This is a genomic window from Syntrophorhabdaceae bacterium (assembly GCA_028698615.1).
Lineage (GTDB): Bacteria > Desulfobacterota > Syntrophorhabdia > Syntrophorhabdales > Syntrophorhabdaceae > Delta-02.
In genome coordinates, this window is sequence record JAQVWF010000043.1 from 1 (window position 1) to 19,255 (window position 19,255).

At 53.4% G+C, this 19,255-nt stretch carries 18 protein-coding genes and 1 CRISPR repeat array; of the genes, 17 read left to right on the forward strand and 1 reads right to left on the reverse strand.

The genetic code is table 11. The features are described 5' to 3' along the window. Positions 1 to 302 precede the first annotated feature (302 nt). Complete coding sequence (locus tag PHC90_11620; protein MDD3846993.1) at positions 303 to 1,637, reverse strand: Fic family protein; 1,335 nt, start codon at positions 1,635 to 1,637, stop codon at positions 303 to 305. Between the two features lie 293 nt (positions 1,638 to 1,930). Here PHC90_11620 and PHC90_11625 point away from each other — a divergent pair, with 293 nt between their 5' ends. The 17 genes from PHC90_11625 to cas5e all read left to right on the forward strand — a co-directional run bounded on the left by PHC90_11625 (position 1,931) and on the right by cas5e (position 17,365). Then, complete coding sequence (locus PHC90_11625) at positions 1,931 to 2,764, forward strand: nucleotidyl transferase AbiEii/AbiGii toxin family protein (GenBank protein MDD3846994.1); 834 nt, start codon at positions 1,931 to 1,933, stop codon at positions 2,762 to 2,764. After that, the gene (locus PHC90_11630) at positions 2,761 to 3,483 is read left to right on the forward strand and encodes a hypothetical protein (GenBank protein MDD3846995.1); all 723 of its coding nucleotides are present in this window, start codon (positions 2,761 to 2,763) and stop codon (positions 3,481 to 3,483) included. Before PHC90_11625 ends, PHC90_11630 begins: the two co-directional genes overlap by 4 nt. 97 nt (positions 3,484 to 3,580) lie before the next feature. Beyond that, positions 3,581 to 3,952 (forward strand): MarR family winged helix-turn-helix transcriptional regulator, encoded by a 372-nt coding sequence (locus tag PHC90_11635; protein ID MDD3846996.1) that lies wholly within the window; start codon positions 3,581 to 3,583, stop codon positions 3,950 to 3,952. Between the two features lie 11 nt (positions 3,953 to 3,963). Continuing rightward, the gene (locus PHC90_11640) at positions 3,964 to 4,746 is read left to right on the forward strand and encodes an ankyrin repeat domain-containing protein (GenBank protein MDD3846997.1); all 783 of its coding nucleotides are present in this window, start codon (positions 3,964 to 3,966) and stop codon (positions 4,744 to 4,746) included. After that, the gene (locus PHC90_11645; protein MDD3846998.1) at positions 4,746 to 5,327 is read left to right on the forward strand and encodes an ankyrin repeat domain-containing protein; all 582 of its coding nucleotides are present in this window, start codon (positions 4,746 to 4,748) and stop codon (positions 5,325 to 5,327) included. The genes PHC90_11640 and PHC90_11645 overlap by 1 nt, the downstream gene beginning before the upstream one ends. Beyond that, positions 5,328 to 6,326, forward strand: coding sequence for an ankyrin repeat domain-containing protein (locus PHC90_11650; GenBank protein ID MDD3846999.1), 999 nt, complete (start codon positions 5,328 to 5,330; stop codon positions 6,324 to 6,326). A 261-nt stretch (positions 6,327 to 6,587) separates the two neighbouring features. Then, the gene (locus tag PHC90_11655; protein MDD3847000.1) at positions 6,588 to 7,025 is read left to right on the forward strand and encodes an ankyrin repeat domain-containing protein; all 438 of its coding nucleotides are present in this window, start codon (positions 6,588 to 6,590) and stop codon (positions 7,023 to 7,025) included. Positions 7,026 to 7,096: 71 nt separating this feature from the next. Next, positions 7,097 to 7,975, forward strand: coding sequence for a DUF6088 family protein (locus PHC90_11660; GenBank protein ID MDD3847001.1), 879 nt, complete (start codon positions 7,097 to 7,099; stop codon positions 7,973 to 7,975). Further along, positions 7,965 to 8,912, forward strand: a complete 948-nt coding sequence (locus tag PHC90_11665) for a nucleotidyl transferase AbiEii/AbiGii toxin family protein (protein MDD3847002.1) — start codon at positions 7,965 to 7,967, stop codon at positions 8,910 to 8,912. Before PHC90_11660 ends, PHC90_11665 begins: the two co-directional genes overlap by 11 nt. Then, entirely contained in the window at positions 8,872 to 9,150 is a 279-nt protein-coding gene (locus PHC90_11670; protein ID MDD3847003.1) for a hypothetical protein, read from the forward strand. Before PHC90_11665 ends, PHC90_11670 begins: the two co-directional genes overlap by 41 nt. Before the next feature lie 189 nt (positions 9,151 to 9,339). Next, a complete protein-coding gene (locus PHC90_11675; protein MDD3847004.1) occupies positions 9,340 to 9,816 on the forward strand; it encodes a tetratricopeptide repeat protein in 477 nt (158 codons plus the stop codon). A gap of 354 nt (positions 9,817 to 10,170) precedes the next feature. Further along, positions 10,171 to 12,711: a CRISPR-associated helicase Cas3' gene (gene cas3 / locus PHC90_11680; protein ID MDD3847005.1), complete on the forward strand. Its 2,541-nt coding sequence runs from the start codon at positions 10,171 to 10,173 to the stop codon at positions 12,709 to 12,711. A gap of 7 nt (positions 12,712 to 12,718) precedes the next feature. Continuing rightward, a complete protein-coding gene (gene casA / locus PHC90_11685; GenBank protein ID MDD3847006.1) occupies positions 12,719 to 14,248 on the forward strand; it encodes a type I-E CRISPR-associated protein Cse1/CasA in 1,530 nt (509 codons plus the stop codon). Next, a complete protein-coding gene (locus tag PHC90_11690) occupies positions 14,229 to 14,516 on the forward strand; it encodes a hypothetical protein (protein MDD3847007.1) in 288 nt (95 codons plus the stop codon). Before casA ends, PHC90_11690 begins: the two co-directional genes overlap by 20 nt. 215 nt (positions 14,517 to 14,731) lie before the next feature. After that, positions 14,732 to 15,409 (forward strand): type I-E CRISPR-associated protein Cas6/Cse3/CasE, encoded by a 678-nt coding sequence (cas6e, locus tag PHC90_11695; GenBank protein MDD3847008.1) that lies wholly within the window; start codon positions 14,732 to 14,734, stop codon positions 15,407 to 15,409. Positions 15,410 to 15,429: 20 nt separating this feature from the next. Next, positions 15,430 to 16,626 carry a type I-E CRISPR-associated protein Cas7/Cse4/CasC gene (gene cas7e, locus PHC90_11700; protein ID MDD3847009.1) on the forward strand — a complete coding sequence of 399 codons (1,197 nt, stop codon included), beginning with the start codon at positions 15,430 to 15,432 and terminating at the stop codon, positions 16,624 to 16,626. Continuing rightward, positions 16,616 to 17,365, forward strand: a complete 750-nt coding sequence (gene cas5e / locus PHC90_11705) for a type I-E CRISPR-associated protein Cas5/CasD (GenBank protein ID MDD3847010.1) — start codon at positions 16,616 to 16,618, stop codon at positions 17,363 to 17,365. The genes cas7e and cas5e overlap by 11 nt, the downstream gene beginning before the upstream one ends. 101 nt (positions 17,366 to 17,466) lie before the next feature. Continuing rightward, positions 17,467 to 19,147: a CRISPR direct-repeat array (repeat unit 29 nt; unit sequence GTGTTCCCCGCATACGCGGGGATGTTTCG). Positions 19,148 to 19,255 lie beyond the last annotated feature (108 nt).

Genomic DNA, 19,255 nt, shown 5'->3' on the forward strand with positions numbered 1-19,255 from the left:
TGCACATTGACTTTCGATCGTTTTCTTCAAACCGGTACCTCCTCTTCACGGACAATCTCTCCCTCTGTCATGGAGCCTCCTTTATACATGGAATTCTTTACCATTTATCGGCGATTGAAAACAACAGTTTTTGAAGGACCGTGATCAGGGGATCGATCTTGCTATCGACCTTCTCATCTTTGAGCATTCTGAGCGGTTTCGCTCTGTATCTTGTCATGTCTTCTTGTAGTAGTTCTTCTTGATGCACTGTCCCGTCCCCTTATAAATATAGCATTGGTTACGCGGCGCCACAACGATAGTTTTCACGGCGCCGGCCCCTGCTCCGGTTCAGTCTTCTCCACGGATTCACCGGGCCCCTGCCCCGCCGGCTTCCAGTCTTCGCCAGAACGGTAAACACTCGCAAAAAAATTCTCGGGCATGGTTTCTATACTCCCCGCCTGGGATGATATACGCTCTCTCAGGAACTGTTCTTCGTCTGTATTTAGCTTTAACGAATAATACGAATATTTCCCTATATCCCTTTTCTCCAGCACGTTCCGCGCCAGGCCCTGCTTCAGGTACTCCGCGACCGTCCTGTCCGGCATCTTTCTTGCCATTTTCATAATCTTGGTGAAGTTCAGTTCCTTGTTCTTGATGAACATAGAATAAACCCTGCCCTGGCCTTCTTTTGTCCCCGCTCCAGGGGGGAGGTTGTTTTTGATGAAACTTGTTCTCTGCTGTTCGATCGAAGCACGAAAGACATCAAGCTGGGAGAAGAAGATCGCCTCGCGGCCGAAATTCACTATCGGGGTAAAATTCTTCGAGAGCAATCCTTTAAGGAGCGTGCTGTAGAACCTGTTCATCTGTTTGTAATAGAAATAACTGTGGCTGTAAATGTTCCCGCGGTTAAGCCCGAGGTCCCGGATAAGCGCATGTTCCAGGATCCTGCACAGGCGTTTATTCCCGTTATTGAAAGGGTGGAGAGCATACAGACCCGCATGAAAGAGGCCAAGGTTGCGCAACGACGGGGCTTCACGGTAAAAGTGGATCAGCTCTTCAAGCTCGGTGACAATATTCTTTGCATCGATAGGCTTGTATTCCCTGACACGGATATCGTCATTGTCCCGGATGATCCCCGGGCGGGAAGGATCGAACTCCATTATCTTATCTTCGAAGAAGTCGAGGCCATCCGTTAAACCGGCATGTACCCGACAGATAAGGTCGATAGAAAGATTCCCGGCCGTTATATTCCCTTTTTCCAGGGACCACCGGAAGGTTCTCAGTATGTTGGCGTACTCCAGCCTGTCATGGGCTTTCTTTGGTTTTTTTAGAGGTTCGACAACAGGGTTGCTGAATGGTTGCGGTCCCCCCGTACCACTGTTCACATCGGCACGGATCTGTCTCATTTCTTCTATATTAAGCCTGTTGGTTTTTTCAGCCTTTGATATAGCGAATGAGGTAAGCAGTTCATTGCGGGATATGAGTTGCGACCGGACATCCGCAGGGACGGCCACTTCGAAATGCGAGACCTCCTGATCAAGCGATATGAGCGTTTCATCCTGTATACGTATATTGGCGTCGTTGAGTACAAACTGTCCCAGAAAAGGGGTTTTAAGGGGATTATCATTTTGTGCGGCGTTCCAGTAATATGTCCTCAAAATCGCCCTCCATCAGGTGTTTTTCATGCAAAAAGATTACTGCAAGATTACTGCAAAGTCAACTGCAAGGCATGACCAGATACTACAATGGCTTCCGTAAGTTACAAATCAAAAGTTACGCACAGGATTTTCCGTTTTGTATTTTTTTGGCATTTTCAAAGACGCTTCCAGCAATTGATAAATTGCATTTTCGGAAACCATACGGTGTCTGGCCGGCGGCTTTCTTTTCTTGACATTAATGTATTTAGATAGTATTCTTTTATTGATACTAACTCAATACACAGAGGTAAAAAATGAATTCCCTGATATTTATGATACGCGAAACGCTTCAGATGAAGATCCTTTCGGAAATATTCTGGCATACCAGGCGAAGAGATATGATCCTGAAGGGGGGAATGGCCATGCGCATTACCGCGAATAGCCTGCGATATACCAAGGATATAGATCTCGATGCAAATCCTCTTAAAGAACCTGAGTACGCAAAGGAGACAATACGCGCGGCTATTCGCAAGGCGACGGTCACCTGCTCTAATTATATTCGGAATGCCAGAGTTACCGAACCTAAGCAGATTGATACAACCCTCAGATGGAAGATAAATGGAACCATTGCTGATACCGGAGAGCCGTTTAACCTGACTGTCGAGGTTTCCCGCAGAGGACTATTGAATGAAGACCATGTTATTACAACAACCTTTGTACCTCCATCAGAGTATAACCTGTCCCCTGTCACCCTTGAGACTTACGATGCCCAGGCATTGATAGTAGCGAAAATGAATGCGATGTTGAATGATAATAGAGACGCACCAAGAGACCTTTATGATCTCCATATTCTATTTTCTATGAATGTTGAACCCGGCGCGGCATTGATGACTGATTTTATTAAAAGACATAGTATGCCCGCTGAAGAACTTGCTTACCGGATTTGGAATAAACTGGATATGATGACCTGGGAGAGATTTCGCGAGGAGGTCATACCCTATCTCGAAAAAGCCGAAGCTTCCAGAATAACCGAAGAATACTTTCATAAGATCGTTATGATGACCGGGGAGAAGATTGAGACAATTATTACCAGGTTTGATCCCGGAGAAAATAATGATGATCATAATCAACCAGGACAGACATTATGAGATGGCGTGATGAAATTGAGAAGGTATTGTATGGGCCAAGGGCCATGCGTTTTGTATCCACGTCCGTCCTGCTCAAGATTGCCCAGGATGTCAGGCCGACCATAACCGACAACACGCTGCACTCATGGATAAACGAGATGACCGAGGCTGGCAAGCTCGTCAAGGTATATCGTTCGCTTTATGCAAATATGCGCGCCCATCCTCCCGTTGTTCCGCCCGAAGCCTGCCAGTATATGTATCCTGGCGCGGTTGTATCACTTCAGTATGTCCTGGGTGCTTTTGGCATTATAAATAACCCGCCGAGAGCGATAACCTTCGTCGCCCCGATCCGACATACAGAAGCCGGGGGAAGGGTGTCGCCGATGGTCCGGACTGTTACGGGGGACTTCGGGGAATTCAGGCTTCATGCCCTGCCCGAGCGCATGCTTGATAGCAACGCCGGGATCCCATCCGACCTCATTGATCCGACGGCAAAGTTCTACACGCGTGCTACCCCTGAGAAAGCCCTTGTCGACTGGATCTATCTGGCGGCGACCCCGCGCAGTAAGAGCAAACTCACCATGCCGCCGTTCGATACCGATGTCGATGACCTGGACCTGGAACGTTTGATGCGGATAGCGCGTAATACGGGCGTTGACCGGTATGTGGCTGGTTTTCTCAAAGGTCTGAGAAATACTGATGAAGATGAATCCGAAGAAACTTATCCTCGACCGTCCTGATCGTCGGGAACAGATCTCCCCGGGGTGCTATTTATTCTTGTAGATGATCAAGCCTGCAGGCTTTTGCGCATTATAAAACACATGTAGGAGAGAAACATTGAAGAAATCCACAGGAACCAAGACTGGGTTGGAGACAATGGCCAAATTCGAAAAGATGATCGGGGCAGTCCGGGAGCTCGTAAGCCCGGATTTCGCGATCTCCCAGCTGCATCTCTTCCTGGCAGTCTGTCAGGAAGACGGAATAACCCAGACAGAACTGGCAAAAAGACTCGGCATGCCCCAGGCTACCGTCAGCAGGAACATTATAGCATTGGGCACATCATACAACAAAAAGACCGGCCAGTTAGGTGGCTACGGCCTCGTTGATTCCCGGCCCGATCTGTATGAGCGGAGGCGGTTTGCCTGCTTTCTCACGGAGACTGGGGAAAAGTTCAGGAAGGTTCTGGCCAATGCGATGATGGAGGCCTAAAGAATAGCGGTATGGCGGAAGTCAGAAAGAAATCCAAAAGCACCCTGCAGAAGGACCTGCACAATGCGATAAGCCTGTCTTCTTTCAAAAATCTCTGGAAAGCCATACAGGCGGGGGCGGACGTGAATTCCGGAGACTGTTTTGACAAAAGCAGATACTATCCACTGTATAGGGCCTGCACGCATAGCAAAGATGTGAAGATCATCCGGCTATTACTGGAACATGGCGCAGACGTGAATGCACAGGACCACGAAGGCAGCACAGCCTTGATGAACGCGTCCTCTGTCGGGCACGTAGACATCGTGAAACTCCTCATCGATCACGGCGCCGACGTGAACGTGCGCGACGTGGCGGGTGAAACTGCATTGCACGCCTCATGCAACGATGGACACCTCGCGATCGTCCGGCTATTGCTCGAGAGCGGCGCGGATGTCAACGCGGCGGATAAGGACGGCTGGACGCCGTTACATGAGGCGTGCAATTACGGTTGGTTTGAAACGGTCCGTCTCCTACTGGACAGCGGCGCCGACGTGAACGTGCGGTCATCCGGGGGGATCGCACCTACACACCTGGCGTGCAAACACGGAGACCCCGCCGTGATCAGCCTCCTCCTTGACCGTGGCGCTGATGTCGGTCTTGTAGCCGATAACAGCCGGACGGCACTCGATTATATCCTGGAACTGGAAGAAGGCGACCCTTACAGGGGGACAACGCTCGAGCTCTTCCGTGAGTATGCCCCCGAGCTGTATTTTTCGAAGTTCTGCACAGCACAGATGTCACCCGGGGGGATGTGATGGCCAAAACTAAGAGACTTTCCCCCAGGCAGAAGCTCTTTCGGGCTATCGCCGATGACGACTTGAAGACCGTAAAAGCCATTTTTGCCAGAAATAGGAACCCCCGCAAATTGATCGAAGGGTATAATGCCGACGGCGAAACACCACTCCATGCGGCATGTTGGAACGATAGATTCGAAATAGCAGCGTTCCTCCTCTCCGCCGGTGCGGAGGTCGGCGCGTGGGACAAGCACGGCAACACACCGCTCCACGATGCCTGCAGGAACCCGAACCCGAAGGCCGCCGCGTTTCTTCTTAAACATGGTGCCGGGATCTACGAGCGGGACGATGCTATGTGCTGTACTACACCTATTGGCCTTGCCCTCGCCGGAGACGAGAATCTCCCTGAAGGACAAGAGGAGATGAAGGAATTACTTCGGGTATTCATCGAACATGCGCCCAATGATATCCTGAATGCAATACTTGAGCTGTCTGAATGTTCCGCCCGATCACTGCGTCTCGAATGGTTCCAGGAGCTCGCGCCGGAGCTTTATTTCTCTAAATTCTGCACCAGCGATATATCCCCGGGAGGTAGCCTGTAAATGCCGATGAGAAAAGAAGACTTCACCACTGTTAACGCCAACAAACCATTATACGGGAGTATCCGGTCCCTCAAACGAGCACTCGAGGCGGGGGCGGATGTGAATGCGAGGAACGAATCTGGCTGGACCATGCTCCATCACGCAGCTGCCGCAGGCGATGTAAAGATGATAAAGTTCCTTCTTGAGTCCGGCGCCGGCGTGAACGCGCGCAACCACCTTGGCCAGACGGCGCTGCACGTCATCTTCGATTCCTTCGTGAAGACCCGGAAACACACCGACGCTGTTGAACGCGCCTGTCTTGAGATCGCATGTCTTCTTATCGATCACGGCGCGGACGTGAACGCAATAGACCATAAATATCACGAACCGATAGGGTATCTTATCTCAAACGCCTCCGGGAAAGTGTGCCGTGCAATTCTGCAGGACGCCAGGGTCAAAAAAGACATCCGCATGAATATCCGCAAAACACTCAACGCGTTCCTCTGGACCAATATGAAATTAGGGGTGATAAGCGAGATCCAGCGCGTTTTCGCCGCGGGGGCGGATCCCGACACACGCAACCACCTTGGTCAGACGCCCCTGCACTGGGCGGCGATGAAAGGCCGTGTCGACATCGCCCGCATCCTCCTCGACGCTCATGCAGAGACCAACGCACAGTTTCCGGCCAATGGCTTCACCCCCCTCCACTACGCGTGCATGAAAGGGTTCCGCGAGGTCGCGGCACTTTGCATTGACCACGGCGCCGATCCGGACGCGCGGGACAATAACAGCGAAACTCCCTTTCACCACGCCTGCCGTTGGAACTTCCCCAATCTCGCCCGGCTCCTGATCGAGAACGGGGCAAAGCTGACGGCCAGGACAAGCAACGGTCATACGGGCCTGGACCTCCTCTTGGCGAGCGAACAAAAGAATTCCACAGACGAGATCGTGGCGCTTTACAGGGAATACTGCCCTGAGCTGGTGTTTTCGGCTTTCTGTACGATGGATGTGAAACCCTAATCTCAAGGCGCACTCATCCTCATCCGCCGGGGCGACAAAATCCAATATTGTCAGGGCCCTTTCCGCCCCGGGTGATGAAAAAAATGACCTTATCGCGCTATTTAAAGAATATGATCCCGAAGCGGTGCTGGAAACGGCCTTGGAAATGGAGGACGGCAATAAATTCCGGGAAGAGCTCCTTGCCTGGTTTCAGGAGAACCGTCCTGAGCTGTATTTTTCCACTTTCTGCACCACAAATATATCCCCTGGAGGAATGTGAAATTGACCAACACAAAGAAGACTGTCCGCATTAGCAAGATCAACGAATCCTTTATCGAGGCCTGTGAAAGGGGGCTTCAAGACGCTGCGCTTTACCTTATCGAAATGGGGGCGGATGTGGAGAGCGTTATAGACAAAACAGGACAAACGCCGATTGTTATTGCAAGCAAAACGGGCAATTCCGCCATCGTCCGGCTCCTGATCGACTACGGAGCGGACGTGAATATGCCTGATGGGCTCGGACACACCCCTCTTGAATGGGCATGCATGGAAGGTCATGCAAAAATAGCGCGGTTGCTCTTGGAAAACGGGGCGGATCCTGTCGAGATCAATCCCGACCCGGAAGCTGTGAAGCCTTTCAACGAGGAAATCCTTGCCCTGCTCCGGGAGTATGTGCATCAGGAAACAGGGCTGGGCGAGGCGGATGGGATGGGGATGTGACGACCTTTGTATTGTATCCTATTTCAGGTTAATCCCTTGACAGGGGATTAATATTGTTATACAATGAGTCTATGAATATTTCAAAAGATATATCCAACAAACCCGCCGACGCCCAGGGCGTTCCTGATACCAATGTACGGCGCGGTGCGTATCTCGGCCCCCTCGGGATCCGCTTCTTCGTCTATGTCCAGTCAAAAGGCACAGAGAAAAAAACGGCCACTGTAGAGACTGGTGAACTGCAGGCCGCCCTCGGGTTGACGCCCGTCCAGGAGCGCAAGCTTCTGAGCCGCCTGTCCCGCGCCGAAATGATCGCCCGTGTACGCAGGGGGCTCTATCTTGCCCCGAAAAAACTGCCGTCCTGGGGTCAATGGAGCCCCGACATGGCCCTGGCGATCAACACGCTCATGAGGGACAAGGGCGGCCGGTATCAGATCTGTGGGCCGAATATGTTCAATCGGTATGGTTTTTCCACCCAGGTGCCGGTCCTGGTATATGCGTACAACGACAAAATATCAGGATCAAAAAAGATTGGCTCTGTATATTTGGAGCTCATCAAAGTCGGGCCGGAGAGGCTCGGAGATACCGAGGATGTCAGGTGGAGGAGTGGAGAGATTGCCGTATATTCTTCCCGTGTCCGGACTCTTGTTGACGCGGTCTACGACTGGCCCAGATTCGGCTACTTAACTCGTGTTTACAGGTGGATACGCAGGGACCTCAGGGAGAAAAAAATAACTGCCGAGGCCTTGGTAGAGTGTACGCTGCGTTATGGTGATATTGCCACGATCAGACGTATCGGGGCATTACTGGAAATCCTGGGCGTGGACGACAGACTGTTGGAGAAGCTCGAGAAGAGGTTAAAACCTACCGTGGCGACGATCCCGTGGCTCCCGAAGAAGCCCAAACGCGGCAAGCTAAATAAGAGATGGGGAATAATCATCAATGGTGAGTGATATCCACAAGAACGATAACTCTTTCGGAAAAGCATTGGACGCAACCAGCGCAACGACAAGATTTTCCGGTATTCTGGTTGAAAAAGACTATTATTGTACTTTACTCCTGGAATATTTGTCTTCGAAATGTCCCGATCTTGTCTTTAAAGGTGGAACATGTCTTTCAAAAGTCTATGCAGACTTTTACCGCCTGAGTGAGGACCTCGATTTCTCGATCACGCCCACCGGTAGAGAAAACCGCACATCCCGAAGCAACCAAATGAAACCCCTCGAGCAAATCTTCTCCGATCTGCCAAAAGACCAAGACCTTGACTGTTTTCAGATAGGACAAGGTTTAAAGGGGGCGAACGAGTCAAAACATTATGGCGTTATCATAAACTACCGGTCTTTATTGAGTGAAGATTTGGGGACGATCAAGATAGACATCGATTTAAGGGGTGCCCTTTATAAACCGGGCATTCAGGGCGCTGTCAACACTATGCTTATCAACCCGGATACGGGGAGACCGGCGCTGTCGCCAATTCAAGCACAGTGTATTTCCTTTGCGGAATGCATAGCGGAGAAGATCCTGGCGGCTTTGAGCCGTAAATATATCGCGGTCAGGGATTTTTACGATATCGATCACGCCGTCTATTCTTTGGGGCTCGACCCATTGGACGGCGAGTTTTTTCAGATGCTCAAAGACAAAAAGTCTATGCCGGATGAAAGAAAAATCGATCTTGGTGTGGAGAGATTAGCCGAACTGCGCGACCAACTCGACACAGACCTGCGCCCCGTTCTTCGTTCGGACGACTTCAAGCGCTTTGACCTCGACCGGCCTTCCCCGCTTTCCTGGCGGATACCGGACCGGCGAGGACGACAGGAGGGTCATTGTCAGGGACTATATGGCGGAACAGGTGAAAACGCAGAGGAGGCTCCCCTTCGCCATAGAGGTTAGCGACGAGGTCGCCGGGATGATCGCGGCCGAAACGGACTCCCTGAGGGTGGCGAAGGAGATGCTCACCATCCTCGTGGCAAGGCGGCTCGAGAAGGGGCCCGTCGGGAAGGGTCAGGTGATGCGCCTCGACAGGTGGGACCCGACGGTTGCAGACCGGTTCGCGAGGAAGGGCAACGCGAAAAGGACCATCGGGTTCATGCCGCCTGCCAGGGGGCTCGGCTCCGCGGGCATGGGTTAAGGCAGGGCGCGTCCGGTCCGGATTCCCGGTAAGGTACGGGAAGGAATTTCAGGTGATTGAAGAAAGTTGTTGACTGCAACAATCACTAATATCATACAATATAATACACACTGCAAGGGATTCTCTGTTTTGCCGTTCCATCGCGATATATGTTTCGGCTATATCGTTATTCATATAGAGACGAGGTGAATGATGAATGGAACCCCAAGCAAAGGAATCTTTTGCGCACTGACTACCTTGTTTGTCATTGTGTCCGTCTCTCCTGAAGTATCTTCGGCCCGGCCGCAGGGCGGGGTAAAAAGACTCGTCGAACAACATGCCCGGCCGGACAAAGAAGCCCGTTACCCTGAAGCCGCTGCAATTGCAGGGAAAGTGTTGGCCATTCAAGAGAGGTCTCCCGGACCCGAACATACCGATACTGCAGGCGCATACGGCAAGCTTTCCTTGATTTATCAGACCACGGGCAATTACGTGAAGGCCGGGTTGCTGTGTGCTTCCACGATACCGGTCCCCCAAAAACCTCTCACAATACAAAATAGAGCGTCTTGTGGCGAAACGGTGGGCATCGTCCTCCCCCTGTTCCAGGTCCGGGAACTGAAGACGCTGATTGCTCAGGGGACGTATCCGGATATCTGGCGTTATTATTTTACAGTGACAAACAGTTGACACTTTCATATGATAAGAAATTATCAAAATAGGATGAGAAATTATCAAATAATGTTGGACATTCTTTTCGGGCTAAAGAAGGTGGAGTGAGCCTGACGGATTTCCCTGGAGGGAGAGATGGCTGGCATATAACTTCCGGGACCTATCCAAATCCCAACGTTCAAGACCTCCTCGCCGACGTCAGGAAAGGGACTGGCGGGATGACCTGTGCGACGCTGGGCAAAGGGACCGGGTGGTCGCCATTACTCCCACTGTCCCGGTAAAGCATTTCTATCAGCTCGAGCATGCGGACGACCACGGGGCGGACGTGGAGAAAGAGGCGGCGCAGGATGCTATTTGAATATCGGAGGGAAGATGACATTTTGGGCTAAAACGGATAAGGATGGCAATCCGGCACTCTCGGTTTACGACCACATGATAAATGTAGGATGCGTCGCGGAATGTCTTGTTGAAATGCTGACGCCGGGGATGCTGGACAGGTTCGGGATAACCGCAAAAGAAGTGGGCGTCCTGGCGGCTTTGCACGACATCGGGAAGATATCGCCCGCCTTTCAAATGAAATGCCGTCAATGGCTCATGCAAAACGGGTTGTTGGGCGCGTACAAGAATGGCGCTTTTATAACAGGAAACAAACGAGCAACGAAACACGGTTATGTCTCCCAGGTTTTTACACAAAAATTCCTCAAACAAAAAGGCGTGAGCCATACCAGAGCAAAATATATCGCTTCGGCCATTGGAGGTCATCACGGGCAGTTTCTGGCTCCTGAGGACAGGTCGGCTCCTCTGAATGATGATGCAAAGGCAGGCATCAAATGGGAATCAGAGCGCAACGATCACGCTGAAAACGTGCTCCAGTATTTTAGCCTGATGGATACAGGGCCCTGCTTTGACCCTGGCTCATTTGATTCTCCAGCCTTGAAATGGCTGGGCGGGGTCATCTCTGTTGCGGACTGGATTGGTTCGGATAACGTTTGTTTCCCCCGCCTGCAGGATCGCGATCATGTCCGGCGGGTGCTTGACATCCTTGGGTTTTCCCGCCCGCATATCAAACCCGCCCTGGCATTTAAAGACATATTCGGCGTAACCCCGTACGACTTCCAATCGAAGGCCATCGCCGCCATCACCGGTCCCGGGGTCTATGTGGTCGAGGCGCCGATGGGTATGGGCAAGACAGAGATCGCCCTCGCCGCCGCCTACGAGTTAATGGTTTCCGGCAAGGCGGGCGGCTTGTACTTTGCGTTGCCTACCCAGATAACAAGCAACAGTATCCACGAACGCATAAACAAGTATCTCGACCGCATTACCGAGGGAACCGCATCGAGCAGGCTCATCCATGCAGCCTCCTGGCTGAAAAATACGAACAGCGGGTCAATAAACCCGGCAATAACCGCCGGGGAGATAAACTGGCGGGAAGACGCAAGGGCGGGGAGAGACTGGTTCTCCTCAAACAAACGGGCATTGCTGGCGCGCTTCGGCGTGGGGACGGTTGACCAGCTGCTTCTCGGGGAATTGACGGTCAAACACTCTTTTGTCCGCCACTTCGCCCTGGCCGGGAAAGTCGTCATTCTCGACGAGATACACTCCTATGACGTGTATACGGCAACGATCATTAAAAAATTGATAGGCTCGCTCGAGGACCTCGGGTGCACGGTGATCATCCTGTCCGCCACACTGACCGCCGACGCACGGGCCGGTCTGCTGAGGACACAAACCTGTGACATCCCCTCTTATCCCCTGGTCACGGGGAGGCGGGAAGACGACAGGGAACTCTCCCCCATAACGGCAGCCGTGCCCGGGGAACAGCGTAAGGTTGTGAAGGTTGATTTTGTGGAAAAGGATTACGCCCTGTCGAAGGCCGCGGAAACCGCCGGCAAAGGGGGCTGCGTGCTGTGGGTGTGCAACACGATAGATGAAGCGCAGAACCAGTACACCCGTGTAAGAGAAGCAACCAGCTCCGGAGGGATCACGGTCGGTCTCCTCCACTCCCGCTTTCCTTTCTGGCAAAGGGAGGCCCACGAGAACGAGTGGATGGCGCGTCTTGGCAAATCCCGGGGAAACCGGGCTGCCCGTATACTCGTTGCCACCCAGGTCGTCGAACAAAGCGTCGACATCGACGCCGATCTGTTAATTACGGAGCTCGCCCCGAGCGACATGCTCCTGCAGCGCATAGGCAGGCTCTGGCGCCATGAAAGGAGAAACCGCCCGGGAGCCGACACCCCGCATGTTTATATCATTGACGAACCCTATTCAATCGAAAAACTGAAATGGATGACCGGCGGAGATATAGAGAAGGCATTTGGACCCAAGGGAAATGTCTACTCAGTGTATGCTCTGCTTCGGTCTCTCGAAGTGTGGAAGAACCTGCCCGACCACAGCATCGAAGTCCCGACGCAGATCAGGCAGGTCCTCGAATCAACGTATGAGGAACGGGACGGGGAGCCTGAAGCATGGGTCGAGCTCTGGATGCGTCACAAAGGAACAGAGGGGATGCTGAAGCAGGCCGCCGCCGCGAACTGCGCCGGGGGACTGCCCGCTTTAACTGATGACGACACCAGGACGAGGTTCACCGACATCGAAACAGTCCCGGTTGTTCTGTGCCGGAGCATAGGCCAGGGTCGGGTCGTATTTCTTGACGGGAGCAGCGATACCGTGAACGCCAACGACGATTTCCGGATCTCGCCGGCGCGTTCGATACACAAGAACGTCGTCAAGGCCGCTATATATCATTTCGAGAGGCCATATACCCAGGACGGGCCGTTTGAAAAGTATTTTCCCGGCAATTATCTGGTTGCGATTGTGAACAACGACGGGACGGTGACTATGGAAGAGTTGAAGGACAAATATTCTTTCTCATATAACGCCGAGATTGGATTGGCCATAAATAAAAGGAGGTAAGGCAAAAGTGAATGTCGCATTTAACGATTGGATACCCGTGCTGGAGGGTGGCCGGGAAAGACTGGCAAGTATCCGTGATGCGTTGAGCAATGAAAAAATTATTGACCTCGCTGTCTTGCCCCACCAACGGGTGGCTGCGATGAGGCTCCTGATGTGCGTTGCCCACGCGGCCCTTGACGGGCCCAAAGATTACGAGGAGTGGGAAAAGGCCCGGAAAAGGCTGCCGGGGGCCGTTCAAGCCTATCTCTCGGACCACAAGGACCTGTTTGAGCTCTTTCACCCGGACTTCCCATGGCTGCAGGTGAAGGACCTGGGGGGAAAAGATATAACCCCTCTTTCACATCTCGACTTCACGCTGACAAAAGGCGGCAACCCGAAGGTCTTCAACTACCAGGACATTCCCGACCGGCCCCATGCGGACCGGCCGAAAGCGGCCCTGGACCTGATAACATATCTGAATTTCGCCCTCCAGGGGGCGGGACCGAAGGCCAGATGGCAGGGAAAAGACACCCCGGTCGCGGGCCAGCCGAGCGGACCGTGCGGCCCGGCCATAGCGCATTGTTTCCTCAGGGGACGTAACCTCCTCGAGACCCTGTGCCTCAACCTTGTCACCCATGAAGAAATTGAAAGGCACGGCGTCGGAATGGGCCGACCCGTGTGGGAGCAGTTCCCCCGGTCGAGGGGAGACAAGGATGCGATAAGCAATGCCACCGGCACCTATCTTGGTTCCCTGGTTCCCCTCACCCGGCTCATACGGATATTGCCTGACGGTAACGGGATGTATTGCGGCCTCGGGTTCATATTCCGATCGCTCACGGAAGAGGAGGGGAAGAATGTGGATGGGCCGCAGGGCGGCGTGGTGCTCCTCCCGACTGCCGCTATCGTAGTGGAAAAAGCAAAAAATGGCGGGGTCGAGATACGCAAATATGTCACGGTCGACAAAAACAAAGCCTTATGGCGGGAACTGCCAGCGATAATCGTCAAACGTTCCTCAGAAAAGAGTGACGATGGAAGCGTTTGGGCATTGTCCAATATCCCCGTGGACAGCCCCTGCGACATCCACGTATGCTCCTTCATCAGCGAAAAAGGCATAAAACAGAAGATCCACAAGATCGTCGAATCAGTGTTCCATGTCCCCGCTGCCGTCCGCGAGCATAGCGGGGTATATTCGGACGGGGTGCAGAACGCCGAACGGGTTGCCCAGGCGCTGGGCGGGGCTATTATTAAATATTGCAAGTCTCTCTCTGCAAAAGGGAAAGGCCTTGCCGACAGGGCAGGGGAGTTCTATTGGACCCTGGTCGAGGGCAGTCTTCCTCTTCTTGTCGCACATATCGAAGCGATCGGCACGGATGACTTTACGCCGACCGGCGTTACCTGGAGGAACAGCCTCACCCGGGCGGCCCGTGATGTCTACGAAACCATGTGCGGGCGGGAGGGGCCAGGTCGTCTGCAGGCCTATATGAAGGGGCTCAAACATCTGACTAAACGCATACAGCAAATTACAGGAGGAATAGAAAATGTACGAGTATCTGAATAAATTACGGGAACGTAAACATGCTGGTGACAAGGGCTTCATGGCGGCCCTGCGTTGTGTGCTGGTGGAGAGCAGGAAGCACCGGGCATGGCCGGCGCTGGCGCGCGTGGGCATAGATGTGGCCGACCGGGTCAACAGCTTCGTCGCCGGATTATACGCGACCCATCAAAAAGAGATATTTACCGGGAACCTCGGCACTACCTGCAGACAGATCGCCAGGGCCCGCAAAGAAGACCCGACGGCCGCCGGGTCCAAGACAACCCCCCACTGAACGGCGGTTTCAGATCTTGATAGCGGCCAACGCCCGGGACGTTTTCGGGCATGTGGCCCATATTGTCCGTTTCGCGAAATCCCAGGACATACCGGTCAACTATCAACAGCTGGCAAAAGATATCAGCCGTTGGGGGGGAAGGGTAAAAACCCGGTGGGCGCAGGAGTTCTGGAAAATGAACGCACCCGTCAAGACCAAAAGAAAGGAGAAAGCAGATGAACTGGCTAACGCAGATCCGGCTCAGAACGTTTGACGCCTACAAGGCGGGATTCACCGACAGCTATTCCATCCACAAGGCGCTCTGGGGGTGCTTCCCCTCTTCCGCGCGCGAGCAGAAACGGGATTTCCTGACCCGGATCGACCCGACGGAACACGAGTTCCACGTCTGGCTGCTTTCCAAGAGACAGCCGGAGATACCGACCTGGTGCCCTGAAGGGTCGTTCCAGACGAAAAAGATCCCTGCGTCGTTCCTCGAACACGCCAGGTATTATTTTGACCTTGTCGTCAACCCGACGAAGGCGATCGTGGTCCGTGATGCTGAAGGCGTGAAGCAGGGCAGGAGCAAACGCGTTCCGCTTATTAAAGACGATGACCTCCGGCGCTGGCTGGCGAGAAAAGGCGAGGTGAGCAGGATACGGGAAGGCTCTCCCCCCGCCGATATCCCGGGCGGGTTCCGCATAATAGAGGACGAAAATACGCCGCTCGATATTATGACCATCGGGAAGTCATATTTCACCGGCAGGCAAGGCAACGCCGGCGTCCACGGCGGCGCCAGGTTCCGCGGTGTGTTGCAGGTCACCGACCGGGCACAGTTTAAGAGGACATACAACGAAGGCATCGGCAGCGCGAAGGGATTCGGTTTCGGCCTTTTGCTTCTCGCTCCTGTCAGATAAAAAACATAAGGAGGCAACATATGAAACACTTAGAGCTTCATGTACTGCAGTCATTCCCCGTCAGCTGCCTTAACCGTGATGACAACAATTCACCGAAAAGCGCTCTCTTTGGCGGAGTCCTCAGGGGCAGGGTATCGAGCCAGTGCGCCAAAAGGGCATGCCGTGAGGAAGCGCGCGACCAGTTTGACTCCGATGGCTTCTTTAAGGGCATCAGGACCAAACTTATCTTTGACAAGATATCGTCGAGGCTTCAGGGCCTCGGGGAAAGCGAGGAGATGGCCGTGGCCCTCGCCCGCAAGGCAGGCAATTATCTTGGCAAGGTTGAATCCGACAAGGACGACAGGGTGAAAACTATGATGTTCTTTTCCCCTAATGAATTTGAAAAGATCGCGGGCTCTATCTATGGATTGACACCGGAGGAGAAAGAAGCCGCCATCAAGGAGCCAGACCCGGAGCTGGAGGGGGCGGCGGCTGGCAGGAAAAACAAGAAAAAAGAGAAGGTGAACGGCCCCATGAAAAAGGCCCTTCAGAAGGCCCTTTCCCGGTTTGACGGACTTGCAAAGGACGCAGCAGACATCGGCCTTTTCGGACGGATGATCGCCGCTGACAGTTCCCTGTCTGTTGATGGCGCGTCTATGTTCTCGCATGCCCTTTCGACGCATGAGGTCGATTCGGAGATCGATTACTTCACCGCGGTCGACGAGCGGAAACCTGTCGACAAGACCGGAGCGGGCATGGTCGAGGTGCTTGAATTCAACTCCGCCACTTATTACCGGTTCGCCGCATTAAACCTCACCATGCTTGCGCAGGAGGACCACTTTGGCAAGACGATGACCCAGGAAGAACGGAAGGCGGTCGTCATGGCGTTCATTCAGGGGTTTGTCAAGGCTGTGCCTTCCGCACGGAGGAACAGCATGAACGGCAATACCATGCCTGCGTATGTCCTCGGCGTGATTCGGGAGAAAGGGCACCCGCTCCAATTGGTCAACGCATTCGAGCGGCCGGTTTCAAAAACGGGGAAGGGGTATGTCCTGGAGTCTATACGCCGCATCAACGACGATTACTCGGACCTTGTTGAAACGTGGGGCATCGAGGCAGAATTCGCCGGGGTGACCGTCTCTGGGTACGGCCAGGCTGGCATGGAAAATAAACATGGATCAGTCGAGGTCATGAACCTTAACGACCTTATCGAGAGGATGGTAGACTATGTTGGATGATAATATCAGATATCTGGCGATACGGCTTCAGGGTCCCATGCAGTCATGGGGCCTTCAGAGCCGCTTCATGATGCGGGACACTGCATTGATGCCAACCAGGAGCGCCGTCATGGGGATGTGCTGTGCGGCGTTGGGCTATTCCCGGGGAGGCGATGAGGAAAAGCAGTTTATCCGGTCTTTCAACGATGTAAAAATGCTCGCAATATCCATACCCCGGTATAGAAGAGGACGGGTTCTTCCCGTGAAGAGGCTAACGGATTTTCACACTATCCTGGACACAATAACGGTGAATGAAGCGGATCTGGCCTTTGATGATCTTGCGAAACCGCAGAAGAAAGCAAAGAAACACACAGAAGAGAATGCGGGTGCCAAGGCGACGGTCATCACTCACCGTCAGTATCTCACGGATACATCTTTTGGAGTTGTCCTGCAAGGTGATGACATTTTGCTCCAGAGAATAGCTGAGGGCCTGCAGGATCCGGTCTGGGGAATATGGCTTGGCAGAAAGTGCTGTATTCCGACCGCCCCGGTGTATGCGGGTCTGTATGCAACACGCGGCGAGGCTGTCCAGTCATTGATCGGTGAAAGAAGCCTTGAAGAATTCACCAGGCAGGAAGACGCGGATAGTTTCAAAGAAGGAAACGATTCACTGATGGATGCACGGACGAGCTTTGTGTGCAGCGCCGGGACTTTCTCTCTAAGACGTGTAAAGACGACACAGGCTGCGGTCAAAAGTTAGGTCGTTTGTACATACATAACAAGGCGGGAACCTGCAGGAATAATGTTGGTGGACTTTTGCTCTTTGAAAAAAGAATATGATTTTAAGGGGTTACAGTTAATGTGTTCCCCGCATACGCGGGGATGTTTCGAGGAGGGGATCATGACAAAAGACAGAAGGATCGTGTTCCCCGCATACGCGGGGATGTTTCGTTACAGGAACCTCGAATACCAGACGGTGAGAAGTGTTCCCCGCATACGCGGGGATGTTTCGGCCACAAACATGAATAACCCGATACAAAAAAGGTGTTCCCCGCATACGCGGGGATGTTTCGGCTTCTCCCCGCCCTTCGGCACGCCCGTTGAGGTGTTCCCCGCATACGCGGGGATGTTTCGATGTGTGAATACCTCAGACCCGAAACCCTGTTGTGTTCCCCGCATACGCGGGGATGTTTCGGTGCATTATCTTGTCTTGCGTGAATTCCTTGAGTGTTCCCCGCATACGCGGGGATGTTTCGTCATACACGCGCCGCTCGAAGTGGAGCCCCGTCGTGTTCCCCGCATACGCGGGGATGTTTCGTATCCGAGGCTGGAGGTGCTTAAAACCGCCACGTGTTCCCCGCATACGCGGGGATGTTTCGTCCATCGGCACAGGTTTCCCCGTCGAGATAGCGTGTTCCCCGCATACGCGGGGATGTTTCGGCGGATGGGCAGGTTGACCGTGCGGGTGTCCTGTGTTCCCCGCATACGCGGGGATGTTTCGGGTAAACACAACCTACTTGGGCGTGCCATTGTGTGTTCCCCGCATACGCGGGGATGTTTCGAGTTCAAGACGACATGGGGAGAGAATAAAGCAGTGTTCCCCGCATACGCGGGGATGTTTCGGTTTTATCGCTGTTTGTGTCTCCCGAAGATAAGTGTTCCCCGCATACGCGGGGATGTTTCGGCTTTACCAACTCGTTCAGCTCCCTGTGGAGAGGTGTTCCCCGCATACGCGGGGATGTTTCGCTCATGACCGACGGCGGGATCTGGACCTTTGTGTGTTCCCCGCATACGCGGGGATGTTTCGATTCAACGAATTATCGTCTGGCGTAAAGGCGTGTGTTCCCCGCATACGCGGGGATGTTTCGTTAAGGGTTTTCGTGTCCCATCCCATATTAAGCGTGTTCCCCGCATACGCGGGGATGTTTCGGAATATCTCTTCGAGGATCTCTTGCCGGAAGGGTGTTCCCCGCATACGCGGGGATGTTTCGTGTCAAAGACGACATTCGCCTCCGGCCCGTTCGGTGTTCCCCGCATACGCGGGGATGTTTCGGAGGTGAACAAATGTCGGAAGAGTTAACAGTAGTGTTCCCCGCATACGCGGGGATGTTTCGATCGACATTCAAGACCCCGTACCGAGCAAAACGGTGTTCCCCGCATACGCGGGGATGTTTCGGCAGATAACAGACGATATCATCTTTATCAGTGGTGTTCCCCGCATACGCGGGGATGTTTCGGAATTCGATTGAGATCGGGCCGACTCGACAGAGTGTTCCCCGCATACGCGGGGATGTTTCGTTCGTATATGCGGACCGTATGTGCCCCGGTAAGTGTTCCCCGCATACGCGGGGATGTTTCGTCATCGGCAGGATGAGGAAGGGGGGGAAGGGAGTGTTCCCCGCATACGCGGGGATGTTTCGCTGCCGGACGAAGCCTGTCATATAGGCAAATTGTGTTCCCCGCATACGCGGGGATGTTTCGGACATGGCGTCAATCGGGCTCTCGACAATGGCGTGTTCCCCGTGTCAAGAGCCAAGGTAATTCCCCACCCCCGGGGCCGCGGTAATTCCCCACTTTTGCCAGAGATGGTAGTCTGTTATTGCCGGGTTTTAGGGCTCAACTTTTTCCTGTAGGATTCACCTCCGTCGAT

Coding starts and splice junctions, on each gene's coding strand:
- PHC90_11625 (MDD3846994.1), top strand. CDS start 1,931: ATGAATTCCCTGATATTTATGATACGCGAAACGCTTCAGATGAAGATC.
- PHC90_11630 (MDD3846995.1), top strand. CDS start 2,761: ATGAGATGGCGTGATGAAATTGAGAAGGTATTGTATGGGCCAAGGGCC.
- PHC90_11640 (MDD3846997.1), top strand. CDS start 3,964: ATGGCGGAAGTCAGAAAGAAATCCAAAAGCACCCTGCAGAAGGACCTG.
- PHC90_11645 (MDD3846998.1), top strand. CDS start 4,746: ATGGCCAAAACTAAGAGACTTTCCCCCAGGCAGAAGCTCTTTCGGGCT.
- PHC90_11650 (MDD3846999.1), top strand. CDS start 5,328: ATGCCGATGAGAAAAGAAGACTTCACCACTGTTAACGCCAACAAACCA.
- PHC90_11660 (MDD3847001.1), top strand. CDS start 7,097: ATGAATATTTCAAAAGATATATCCAACAAACCCGCCGACGCCCAGGGC.
- PHC90_11665 (MDD3847002.1), top strand. CDS start 7,965: ATGGTGAGTGATATCCACAAGAACGATAACTCTTTCGGAAAAGCATTG.
- PHC90_11675 (MDD3847004.1), top strand. CDS start 9,340: ATGATGAATGGAACCCCAAGCAAAGGAATCTTTTGCGCACTGACTACC.
- cas3 (MDD3847005.1), top strand. CDS start 10,171: ATGACATTTTGGGCTAAAACGGATAAGGATGGCAATCCGGCACTCTCG.
- PHC90_11690 (MDD3847007.1), top strand. CDS start 14,229: ATGTACGAGTATCTGAATAAATTACGGGAACGTAAACATGCTGGTGAC.
- cas6e (MDD3847008.1), top strand. CDS start 14,732: ATGAACTGGCTAACGCAGATCCGGCTCAGAACGTTTGACGCCTACAAG.
- cas7e (MDD3847009.1), top strand. CDS start 15,430: ATGAAACACTTAGAGCTTCATGTACTGCAGTCATTCCCCGTCAGCTGC.
- cas5e (MDD3847010.1), top strand. CDS start 16,616: ATGTTGGATGATAATATCAGATATCTGGCGATACGGCTTCAGGGTCCC.